Here is an 11,743-nt window from a genome sequence, read left to right as displayed (position 1 = left end):
TTGTTGTTTGTTTGTTGGTTATTAATTTTTTTAGTTGATTCCTGCTTTTCCGCTTTCCTTTGTTCTGATGCGATATGCTTCCAAAATGTCTGAAACGAAAATTTTGCCATCACCTACATTACCGGAGTATGCGGTTTCCAGAATTGTGTTAACGGTTCGTTCCAAGAACTCATCCGAAACTACAATGGAAAGATACCTGCGTTGAATGTCGGATGTACTATAGGAAATGCCCCTATAGACATGGCCTTCTTTTTCATTTCCGACCCCCGTTACGTCCCAGTAACTAAAAAAGTTTACTTCAATTTGATGCAACGCTTTTTTTACGTCATCAAATTTTGACTTTCTAATAATTGCCTCGATTTTTTTCATAATTGATTTATTATTTATGAAACAAAAATATATATTAAATTAATACCCCCCTATTTTTTTAGGGGTATATATGTCATAATTACATTTTATATAAAAATGACCCATCTATTTTAGGGGTATTGTTATTCAAAATGAATAATATGTTTATTTGTTAAAACTTTTAACACTTGGTTGAGCCAAAAGCTGAAAAAAACGCGCCTTTTTAAGTGTTTTACTATTGATAATGCAGAAAAATGGCCAATTCCACCATAATAAATAGAAATGGCAATATATGGGTTGGAATAATTTGAAGGGGGTTATAATGAAGATGGTACGTGCGTTCAATGTAGCAATGATTTAATGTAACAATATACCAATTGTCCAATGTACCGATTTGGCAATGGGATGATCTGACGATTTGACGATATGAAAATGGGTCAATTTGAAAATATACCAATGATTCAATGTTATAATGAAACAATGTAGAATCTAGAAACTGGACGGCATTTTTACTTCAAAGTTCAAGGCCGGTCCGGTCCGGTATCCAGCATCCAATGTCCGGGCCATCACGTAATACGATAAGTAAAAGCTCCTTCCCTTGGTCAAGGGAAGGTGGATTCTCCGACCAAAGGAGGAGAATACGGAAGGGATTGAAAAATGTAGCATTCTTCCTTTATAGACCGATCACAATCTTTGCATAAACACAACAATTGTTCCTGATCCGTTATAATTTAGAAAACCAAAATCCGATAGCTACGGCAAGGATTCCGAGTATAATACTGGAAAGGGTATAGGCCGCGAGGTTAATAAAATCCCCGGATCTTAAAAAGGAGTGTTGCTCTAGTGCAAAAGTTGAAAAAGTAGTGAAGCCACCGCAGAAGCCTGTGGTTAAAAGTAATGTATGATTGGCCGTTAGCAAATTGTTTTTAAGCGTAAGTCCAAGGATAAATCCAATTAGAAGACAACCTAAGATGTTCACTATAAAAGTGCCGAGAAAAAAATTCTGAAAAGTGTTGTTGAATACTTTGCCTATTAAAAACCGTAAGCCACTGCCCAGGCCACCTCCCAGAAAGACAAGTAGAAATTGTTTCATTACATTTATAATTTTATTCCCGGTTCAAGGTAAATAAAACTTATCATATATAAGGGTCTTAATAATATGTACAGCGTTATACTACCGTAAAATGGTATGTGGACAAAAAATGCATCTATTTCTTTTTGGACAAGGATTAAACTGCCTTTTTATATTTCGAGTTGATTAAATCTAGGGGGAAGATTACTGTGGTAGATTCTGAAATATTTTTAGCGGACTTTTCTTTCTTTTTGGGACTACTGTTAAAACTGACTAAAAAAAGCAATGCGTTTATTCCAATAAGAACTAGTAAAATACTGAAAAAAGTTACCATACAACTAAATTATTTAGTTATTGAACGCAAAATTACGTCTTTTAGTATATTATACCTTGTAATAAATAGGAATATTGCACGGAGCGTTACTTTTTACGGCTTAAGGAAAAATATTGTTAATTTTTAAGGGAAAACTTAATTAGAAACAGGATTATTATAAAAATTATGAAGAAAACTCCTACCCATTTAACGCCTTTATAGTTTTTTTTATGAGTTTTTTTGTCTTTTCGATAGGAAAATATAGTAATTACTACAAATGTAGCGAAAAAGAGCCCGGCAAAAATTAATTGTCCCTTACTGAACATATTTATATTTTTACGCAAATCTAACTTAAATAATTCCAATTATGAAAAGTAAACTCAAGGCAGTAGAATTGTTCCATAAATCTTTTGGTTTGGGCGTTTCCAAAGAAATCAAGGCCAATTTGGGCGAAGCCAAGAATTTACTTCGCTTTAATTTGATGGATGAAGAGAATAGGGAATATCTGGAGGCCGCCAACAATAATGATTTGGTAGAGGTGGCGGATGCACTTGGCGATATGCTGTATATATTGTGCGGTACCATATTGGAGCATGGCATGCAGTATAAAATAGAGGAAGTATTTGAGGAAATTCAGCGAAGTAATATGAGCAAATTGGGGGAGGATGGTAAGCCAATTTATAGGAATGATGGAAAAGTGCTCAAGGGGCCCAATTATTTTAAGCCCAATATTGTGGATATCCTTAATAAAAGATAGGAAGGTGTTATGGGAAACCCTTGGTTAGGAACTAAAAATCCCCTCATTGCTTGCAGAAGAGGGGATTTTTTAATAAAACAAAAAGTTTTTATTGAATGTCTACCTTATGTCTCCAGCCAAATTTATCCTTGGCCTTGTTGTATTGTATATCTGTAATGCGCTTCTTTAAGATAGAGGCGTAACCATCTTTTATTTCCGGTAGGTCATAGTCCTTTCCTTGGTAACCAAAAGTGGCAATCGGCGAAATCACTGCGGCGGTACCCGCTCCGAACATTTCCTTGAGACTACCATTTTTTGAGGCTTCGACCACTTCCTTTACTGTAATTTTTCTGACTTCCATTACTATATTTTCGTCTTTTGCAATGTCTATAATGCTCTTTCTCGTGATACCGTCCAATATTCTATCACTGGTAGGACTGGTAATCAATGTGTCGTTTATCCTGACAAATATGTTCATGGCCCCGGCCTCTTCTATATATTCATGCTGGTTGTCATCTGTCCAGATTACTTGATTGTAACCTTTTTCAACCGCCAGTTGAGTAGGGTAAAATTGTCCGGCGTAATTACCGCCCGCCTTGGCAAAACCTACGCCACCGTTGGCGGATCGCGAATATTTCTCTTCTATCAAAACTTTTACCTTCCCAGCAAAATAGGAGGCCGATGGGGAACAGGCAATAATAAATTTGTATTCCTCGGACGGGGAAGCATGGAATCCGCACCCGGATGCAAATATAAAGGGCCTAATATAAAGGGAGCTTCCTTCGGCAGTAGGAATCCATTTATGGTCCAATTTCAAAAGTGCCTCCAAGCCGTCCATAAAGTATTCTTCGGGAAATTCGGGCATAGCCAATCTTTTGGACGAGATGTTGATCCGTTTTTGGTTTTCCAAAGGACGAAAGAGCCACACATTTTGATCCTTGTCCTTATAGGCCTTCATTCCTTCAAAAACGGATTGTCCGTAGTGAAAAATTTTAGCGGATGGGTCCAAGGTAATCGGTTGATAGGGAACTACTTTTGGTACTTCCCAAGCGCCATTTTTATAATCACAGACCATCATATGATCCGTAAAATATTTTCCAAACGATAAATTATTAAAATCTACCTTATCAATTTTCGAGGTTTTGACTTTCTCTACTATTATTGAATTTGAAACAGTTTGCATAAAGTTTTAATTTAAAGCAATAAAATTAAGCAAATATCATTAGTTGTACTTCTTTTTTTTTGTCTAAAATTACCCTGTTCTGTGAAGTGATATGAATTCTGATTACAATAAAGTGTTTTAACATTTAAATCGTGATATTTATGGTGTTTTCTACTTCTATGCCACAAAATTGATCTAAGGAAACCTTTCATGGAATCCGAAGCTATGGAAAGTTTTGAATCTTTGGACACCGGATTGAAGGTTCCGAAACTATGTGCCCAGGGGAAAAGTGATACCTTTGGTGGGGATGAAGCAATTATAAACAAAAAATTTGAAAAGGAAGATCATAACGACGGCAGACGGTTCCAAAACCATTCAGATCGAAGATTGGAACGAACAGTACCATTCTGTTCACGGGGCAGTACAGGAAGCCTATCATGTTTTTATAAGGAACGGTTTGTCCTTGTTCCAAAACAGACAATTATCCGTATTGGAAATAGGCTTTGGAACAGGTTTGAACGCACTCATAACTTTATTGGAATCAGGAAAGCGAGGCTTGGATATAACTTATAAAGGCGTTGAAGCCTTTCCAGTTGCCCTGGAGGAACTGGAGCAATTGGATTATAGGTCTGCCTTGGATGCGGAGGGATCGGAACCGTATTTCTGGCATATGCACCAAACTTCCTGGGGGCAATCGCATCCAATATCGGCCAATTTTTCACTGCTAAAGCAACAGATCGATTTTAGGGAAATTTCAGATATCGATCTGTTCGATCTTATTTATTTTGACGCCTTTGGGGCCAGGGTGCAACCAGAACTCTGGACCGAGGAAATTTTTGCCATAATGTTCGCTTCCATGAAAGAAAATGGGGTGTTGGTCACCTATTCGGCAAAAGGAAGTGTGCGGAGAGCTATGCAGGCCGTGGGATTTGTGGTGGAAAGACTGCCAGGGCCTCCAGGAAAGAGAGAAATGCTGCGAGGCTTAAAGGTTTCCTAGATTATTTAGCGGTTATTATAGATTACTTAACATTCAGAAGGTTAGGACTGTTAAACCTAAACTAAATTCAGCTACTTCAATTTTAAAAATCGGTATATTTATATCAAAGTTGATAGAAAGATAGGGTATGAAGGTTTTGATAACAGGTGCAACAGGTTTGGTGGGGAGTGAAATTGTGGAATTGTGCAAGCATAACAATATTTCGATAAATTACTTGACCACCAATAAGAATAAAATTGTATCCCAAAGGGATTTTAATGGCTTTTACTGGAATCCGGAAAAGAATGAAATAGATAAGGCTTGCTTCAATGGGGCAACTGTAATAATCAATCTTGCAGGTGCCTCTATTTCCAGGAGATGGACACGAAACAATAAGAAAAAGATTCTTGAGAGTAGGGTGAAAGCCCTCCGAACTTTATCGGAAGCTATTCCCAAAGAACATCATATTAAAACAATAGTGTCCGCTTCGGCCATTGGGATTTACCCCAATTCCCTTTCCAAATATTACGGGGAAGATGTAGGGGAAGTAGATGATAGCTTTTTAGGGAGGGTGGTATCTATTTGGGAGAAGGAAGTGGATGTCTTTGAAAAATTGAATATTAAAATTGCCAAGATAAGGATAGGGTTGGTAATGTCCGATAAAGGAGGGGCATTACCCGAAATGGCCAAACCCGTAAAGTATTATTTGGGGGCCGTCATGGGGTGCGGCAACCAATGGCAATCCTGGATTCATCTGCGGGATCTGGGCCGATTATTTTTACACGTGATTTCAAAGGATCTAACGGGAGTCTTTAATGCGGTAGCCCCTAATCCTGTGACCAATTTGAAGCTTACCAAAGAAATTGCAAGAGTTTTGGACAGACCTTTGTTTTTGCCCAATATTCCAAGATCAGTGATGCGTTTGGTTTTGGGCGAAATGTCCTATTTGTTATTTTCCAGCCAGCGTGTTAGTAGTAAAAAAATTGAAGATTCCGGGTTTGATTTTATATATCCCAATATCTGCAGGGCATTGGAAAATATTTATTTGGACAAAGGGGACCGGTCGGCTATGGAGACGCTTTACAGGAATGAGTTTATTTCTTAGCGCTAAGGACCATAATATTTTATTGGGTGTATGGAATGCGCCCCGATCAGTATTGTATCCTATCCGGGAATTGGGTATTTAAGGAACATTCTTAGATAGCTGTCCGAAAAAAAACATAAAAGAAGCCGTTTCAATTCGTGTTGGGACGGCTTCTTTTTATAAAGTTTAATGACATTATGACATTTTTAAAGAATTGGCAGTACTTTTGCCATTTGAAATCGGAAGTATATAAATGCAATCTAAATGAGCAACGAAAATAACACAGAAAAGATGGAAGATGATGTTCTGAACAATATAGAGGAACAGGAGGGCACATCTACCGATAGTGTGGATAATGAAAAAGGAGTGGACCTTGAAAAAAGTGAAGAACTTAGTCCTGAAGAACAATTGAAGGAAGACCTTGCTAAGGAAAAGGATAAATTTTTACGTCTTTTTGCAGAATTCGAGAATTATAAAAGACGTACTTCCAAGGAGAGAATGGATTTGTTTAAAACGGCGGGCCAAGAAGTAATTGTGTCATTGTTGCCGGTGATAGATGATTTTGATAGGGCATTGAAGGAAATCTCCAAGGCCGAGGATCAGGAATTGTTCAAGGGGGTGGAATTAATAAGCAATAAGTTTAAGGAAACCTTAAAAAACAAGGGGCTTCTAGAAGTTGAAGTTAAACAAGGGGATGCCTTTGATGCGGAAATTCATGATGCCATTACGCAAATCCCGGCACCGAGCAAGAAGTTGAAGGGCAAAATAGTGGATGTGGTCGAAAAGGGTTTTAAATTGGGCGACAAAATTATTCGCCACCCAAAAGTGGTTGTTGGAAATTAAAAATTTGATATGAAGGAGGATTATTATGATATCTTGGGCATTGGTAAAAATGCTACTGCGGCGGAAGTAAAAAAGGCTTATCGCAAGAAGGCGATCGAATACCATCCTGACAAAAACCCAGGGGATGCCAAGGCCGAGGAAATGTTTAAAAAGGCGGCCGAGGCTTATGAAGTATTGAGCGACCCCAATAAGAAGTCCCGTTATGACCAATACGGCCATGCTGCCTTTGAGGGCGGCGGATTTGGCGGAGGTGGCATGAATATGGATGATATATTTAGTCAGTTCGGTGATATTTTCGGTGGTGCCTTTGGAGGCGGGAGCTTTAGTGGCTTCTCTGGATTTGGAGGCGGTGGCGGACAGCGACGCGTTAAGGGAAGCAATTTAAGAATCAGGGTCAAGTTGACCTTGGAGGAAATAGCCAACGGGGTAGAAAAGAAAATAAAAGTAAGGAGGAAAGTTCAGGCAGAAGGGGTCACCTACCAAACATGCGGAACCTGTGGGGGCCGTGGACAGGTAACCAAAATAACCAATACCATTCTTGGTAGAATGCAGACCGCAGCCACCTGCAGTGCCTGTGGGGGTAGTGGGCAAATTATAGATAAAAAGCCGGGTGATGCCGATGCCAATGGACTCAAGGTTTCGGAGGAGACCGTTAGTATAAATATTCCTGCCGGGGTAGAGGATGGGATGCAGTTAAAAGTGCCCAACAAAGGAAACGATGCTCCAGGAAATGGGGTTCCCGGAGATTTACTGGTGGCAATAGAGACAGAAGAACACGACACCCTGAAGCGGGAAGGGGATAATCTTCATTATGACCTTTATATCAGTATTTCTGAAGCAGTTTTAGGTACCTCAAAAGAGATCGATGCCGTAGGGGGCAAGGTAAGGATCAAATTGGAAGCTGGGATACAGTCCGGTAAGATACTAAGATTAAGGGGTAAAGGCATTACGAGTCTTAACGGATATGGCAGTGGGGATCTATTGGTGCACGTTAATGTATGGACGCCCAAAGAATTGAATAAGGAGCAAAAGGATTTTTTTGAACGTATGCAGAACAACGAAAATTTTGAGCCTAGACCTGAGAAATCGGATAAGTCTTTCTTTGAAAAAGTCAAGGATATGTTCTCCTAAAAGGGAGTTTAACGTTTTAAATAAAAAACGTATATTTGGGATATAATGTTGGGAAACCAATATTATTTTTCTTTTTCATAGCAATTTTTTTCCCATCCTCGATTCGTCGGGGGTGGGTTTTGTTATTGAAACCCTTTCTTTAAAAGCTCCTGGGGAGCGCATTAAAGATACCTGGTTGAAATAATCCCGCCCCTTGACGGGATCTCTCCATATTGTGAAATGGCTTGCCAAGCTTTAAGGAAGTTCAATGAAAGGTATTGCTTCTGAAACCCTTTCTTTAAAAGTTCCAAAGGAGTGCATTAAAGATAGTTGGTTGAAATAATCCCGTCCCTTGGCGGGATCTTTCCATTTTGTGAAATGGTTTCCCAAGCTCTAAAGAAGCACAAGGAAAAGTAGAGCTTATGGTATGCACTAGGTGTTATTGTTACTTTTTTATGGCAATAACTATTTTCGGAATTTTATATTGGACCATGCCTTCGATAATTATCGAAAGCAAATTATATGAAAAAGTATAATTTATAATTTTCCGGCCTATCTCTTAATGGGCAATTATATATCTTTGGGGAAATTGCATGCATGAATAATATATTGGTCGCTAATGAGGTTTCCAAGCAGTTTGGGAGCCATATTGCCCTCAACAAAGTTTCATTGGAAATTCCCAAAAATAGTATCTACGGCCTGCTGGGACCCAACGGAGCTGGGAAAACCACATTGATTCGGATAATTAATCAAATAATCTATCCGGATCAAGGGACAATTTTCTTTGATGGTAAACCGTTGCAGGCCCAACATATTTCTATGATAGGGTATTTGCCCGAGGAAAGGGGACTATATAAAAGCATGAAGGTCGGGGAGCAGGCCCTATATCTGGCCCAGTTAAAAGGACTGTCCAAATACGATGCCAAAAACAGGTTAAAATATTGGTTCGATAGATTGGAGATCGGGGATTGGTGGGACAAGAAAATACAGGAACTCTCCAAGGGCATGGCCCAAAAGATCCAGTTTATTGTTACTGTTCTGCACGAACCAAAGCTCTTGATCTTTGATGAGCCCTTTAGCGGTTTTGACCCCATAAATGCCAACCTTATTAAAGATGAGATCATTCAATTAAGGGATAAGGGCACCACCATAATTTTCTCAACGCACCGCATGGAATCCGTAGAGGAACTATGCGAATATATTGCCTTGGTTCACAAGTCCCAGAAAATATTGGATGGCAAGCTTAGCGATATTAAAAAAGCCTATAAAAATAATATCTATAAGGTAGGGCTTGGTGTGCAAAGCGCCAACGGACTCTTGGAGGATCTAAAGGATAAATTTGAGATTCTATCCTCGGAATATGTTGATAATGGATTACAACTAAATTTTACAGTGCAATTGCCCTCTGAGGATACCGGCCCCTTTCTGTCCCATTTATCGGGAAAGGCCAATGTCAACAATTTCATGGAGACCATTCCTTCGGCCAACGACATATTTATTAGAACCGTTCAATCCAAATAATATTTATGGGGAAGTTATCGCTCATCATAAAACGTGAATATTTAGCAAAAGTTCGAAATAAGTCATTTGTGGTCATGACCTTCCTGAGTCCTATCCTAATGGTAGGAATGCTGGTTCTTGTTGTTTACCTTACCAAGATCAATGACAACGAAATAAGGACTATAGGAGTATTAAATGAAAGCCATTATTTTTCTACGGATTTTCAGGGAACCGAGAACACGTCTTTTGTAAAGCTTAAGGATATTGGCTTGGAGGCAGCGAAGGACTCCATTCAAAAAATGGGATTTTATGGCCTGCTTTACATCCCCAATGAACAGGACCTGGAACAAGTGGCAAGCAGGTCTTTCTTTTACAGTAAGGAAGCTCCCGGCTCTTTTATACTGGATAATTTGGGAAATGTGTTCAAGGACAGATTACGAATGCAGCGATTACAGGAATTGGGGGTGTCGGTATCCGATTTTGAGAGTGTGGACAATGATTATGAAATTAAGACCGCTAGCTTTAGCGGCGAACAGAACCTGAAGGGAATAACCGAAATTAAGGCGTTTATAGGAGGAGCTTTCGGATACCTGATTATGATGTTCATCATTATTTATGGAGGATTCGTTATGCGCAGTGTGATAGAGGAAAAAACGACCAGGATAATTGAAGTAATTATTTCTTCAGTGAAACCTTTTCAGCTAATGCTGGGGAAAATTATTGGGACTTCCTTGGCAGGAGTTACCCAGTTCGCCATCTGGATCATTTCGGTTCTATTAATGGTCGGGGTGTTGATTCTGGTCTTCGATATTGATCCTGCCTCCCTTAATACCGGGGCAAGTAATGCACCTGGCATGATAGGGGGGGCCGCCTATGTGGCAGCCTCCGATTCTGCCATGCAATTATATGCGAACGAACTTTTTAAGATTCCTTGGGTAATGCTTGTTTGTTTTTTTATGGTCTATTTTGTTTTGGGCTACCTAATATATAGCTCAATATATGCAGCAATAGGGGCTGCGGTGGACAACGAGACAGATACGCAACAGTTTATATTTCCTATTATATTACCTTTAATGTTGGCCATTTATGTAGGTTTCTTTTCTGTCTTTAATAACCCTCATGGCCCAATTGCCGTAGGATTCTCATTATTCCCCTTAACATCCCCTATTGTAATGCTGATGCGCCTACCAGGGGGCATTGGAGAAGGAGGGGTGCCAATTTGGGAGATTGTAGTTTCAATTCTTCTTTTAATGGTCACTTTTGTCGGGATTGTTTGGTTGGCGGCCAAAATATACAGGGTAGGTATATTGATGTACGGAAAAAAACCTTCCTACAGGGATCTATTTAAATGGCTTAAATATTAATATGGAAGAAATTGGGAATGTTTTTAAAGCCTTAGGGGAATTTCTCGGCCATAAAATTTGGTCTGGTGATAAGGTGGAAAATATCGCTAAGGAACAGATTGGGGTCATGAAAAACCCAAAGCCATTTGTGCTTTTTGAAGATTTTGGGGATTCGGCCCTATTGTTTTCCGTCAATTTTTTTATCAATGACAGTTATGGGGATCCAAAAATAAAAAGTGCTATGCGGTATGTAATGGAAGCAAAATTTAGGGAACACAATATAAGTATTCCATTTCCTCAAAGGGATGTCCATGTATTTCAATCCCGTCCAATTCAAACAATGCAGATAGAAAAAAAGGATTTTGGAAATGGGAATTAGAACAAAGGCATGGAAAATAGTTTTGGGATTTTTTTTAACCTTCAATTTCTGTCTGGCCCAAACACCGGATATTTTTAGGTTGGAGTATATGCTAATGCCACGAAATACGGCCGAAGCAAAATTATCCAGAATTAAATTGGTGGCCAACATGCCAATTAAAGTGGGGAAGGACGATAATATTATTGTAGGGGGCGAATACAATCGCATTGCTTACGATCTAAACCGTAGGACCCCTTATGACGATATAATCACAGAAACTTTCCATGTGGCCGATTTAAATATGGCCTATATATTGCAGTACAATGAGGACTGGCGCTTTGTTGGGGTGGTAACCCCTCGGTTGTCCTCTACTTTGACCAATGATATTGGTAAAGGGGATGTTTCCGTGAATATGACCATTGGAGCTTTAAGGGATAGACCAAAAATTGAGAAACCAACTCGATTGGTCTTGGGAATAGCCTACAACTCAACCGTGGCCATTAGGGTCCCCTTGCCCTTGGTCTATTTTGAAAAGAGGTTCCATCCCAATTGGGCCTATGTAGTGGGTGCTCCCAAAAGTGGTATGAAATATTTTTTTAACGATAAACATATGCTGCAAACGGAGTTTATATTGGATGGATATTACGTTAATCTCCAGAATTCGGTGATTAGCTCGGATTCGGGTGTTGCCTCCTCCATTTCCACTTCAGTAGCGCTATTTACTTTGGGATATCAGTATGCGGTTGCAAAAAATATATTCTTTTACGGTTATGCGGGCCATACACTTTTTCAGGCCGGAGTGTTGAGAAATAAGGAACGGGAAGATATATTTACATTGAACGATGAACCTAGTTTTTATTTTAGAACGGGTTTTAGAATTGGAATTTAATATACTTAA

General features: G+C 39.2%; 12 protein-coding genes. 9 read left to right on the top strand and 3 right to left on the bottom strand.

From position 1 onward, the window contains the following. Positions 1-30: 30 nt before the first annotated feature. Both D0S24_RS19345 and crcB read right to left on the bottom strand, forming a co-directional pair. On the bottom strand, positions 31-369 hold the full coding sequence (locus D0S24_RS19345) for a P-II family nitrogen regulator (protein WP_117021481.1): 339 nt from the start codon (positions 367-369) through the stop codon (positions 31-33). 703 nt (positions 370-1,072) lie between these two features. After that, positions 1,073-1,441 (bottom strand): fluoride efflux transporter CrcB, encoded by a 369-nt coding sequence (gene crcB / locus D0S24_RS19340; RefSeq protein WP_117021480.1) that lies wholly within the window; start codon positions 1,439-1,441, stop codon positions 1,073-1,075. Between the two features lie 659 nt (positions 1,442-2,100). On the opposite strand from crcB, the gene D0S24_RS19330 reads away from it, so the two are divergent. Then, entirely contained in the window at positions 2,101-2,490 is a 390-nt protein-coding gene (locus tag D0S24_RS19330; protein ID WP_117021479.1) for a nucleoside triphosphate pyrophosphohydrolase family protein, read from the top strand. Positions 2,491-2,578: 88 nt separating this feature from the next. Here the strand turns inward: D0S24_RS19330 and D0S24_RS19325 are convergent, their stop codons facing one another. Next, a complete protein-coding gene (locus D0S24_RS19325; protein ID WP_117021478.1) occupies positions 2,579-3,652 on the bottom strand; it encodes a branched-chain amino acid aminotransferase in 1,074 nt (357 codons plus the stop codon). Between the two features lie 310 nt (positions 3,653-3,962). Between D0S24_RS19325 and mnmD the strand changes: the two genes are divergently transcribed. From mnmD to D0S24_RS19285, 8 genes are all read left to right on the top strand, one after another. Further along, positions 3,963-4,628 (top strand): tRNA (5-methylaminomethyl-2-thiouridine)(34)-methyltransferase MnmD, encoded by a 666-nt coding sequence (mnmD, locus tag D0S24_RS19320; RefSeq protein WP_117021477.1) that lies wholly within the window; start codon positions 3,963-3,965, stop codon positions 4,626-4,628. A 127-nt stretch (positions 4,629-4,755) separates the two neighbouring features. Continuing rightward, positions 4,756-5,712 (top strand): TIGR01777 family oxidoreductase, encoded by a 957-nt coding sequence (locus D0S24_RS19315; protein WP_117021476.1) that lies wholly within the window; start codon positions 4,756-4,758, stop codon positions 5,710-5,712. 243 nt (positions 5,713-5,955) lie between these two features. Then, positions 5,956-6,534: a nucleotide exchange factor GrpE gene (locus D0S24_RS19310; RefSeq protein ID WP_117021475.1), complete on the top strand. Its 579-nt coding sequence runs from the start codon at positions 5,956-5,958 to the stop codon at positions 6,532-6,534. Between the two features lie 9 nt (positions 6,535-6,543). Continuing rightward, positions 6,544-7,665 (top strand): molecular chaperone DnaJ, encoded by a 1,122-nt coding sequence (gene dnaJ / locus D0S24_RS19305; RefSeq protein ID WP_117021474.1) that lies wholly within the window; start codon positions 6,544-6,546, stop codon positions 7,663-7,665. 576 nt (positions 7,666-8,241) lie between these two features. After that, positions 8,242-9,165 (top strand): ABC transporter ATP-binding protein, encoded by a 924-nt coding sequence (locus D0S24_RS19300; protein ID WP_117021473.1) that lies wholly within the window; start codon positions 8,242-8,244, stop codon positions 9,163-9,165. A gap of 5 nt (positions 9,166-9,170) precedes the next feature. Further along, positions 9,171-10,508, top strand: coding sequence for an ABC transporter permease (locus D0S24_RS19295; RefSeq protein WP_117021472.1), 1,338 nt, complete (start codon positions 9,171-9,173; stop codon positions 10,506-10,508). 1 nt (position 10,509) lies between these two features. Then, positions 10,510-10,866 carry a mechanosensitive ion channel gene (locus D0S24_RS19290; protein ID WP_117021471.1) on the top strand — a complete coding sequence of 119 codons (357 nt, stop codon included), beginning with the start codon at positions 10,510-10,512 and terminating at the stop codon, positions 10,864-10,866. Continuing rightward, a complete protein-coding gene (locus D0S24_RS19285; protein WP_117021470.1) occupies positions 10,856-11,734 on the top strand; it encodes a DUF6268 family outer membrane beta-barrel protein in 879 nt (292 codons plus the stop codon). Before D0S24_RS19290 ends, D0S24_RS19285 begins: the two co-directional genes overlap by 11 nt. Positions 11,735-11,743: the final 9 nt, after the last annotated feature.

Source organism: Arenibacter sp. P308M17 (genome assembly GCF_003426735.1).
GTDB lineage: Bacteria > Bacteroidota > Bacteroidia > Flavobacteriales > Flavobacteriaceae > Arenibacter.
This window is presented reverse-complemented; position numbering and strand designations above follow the sequence as displayed.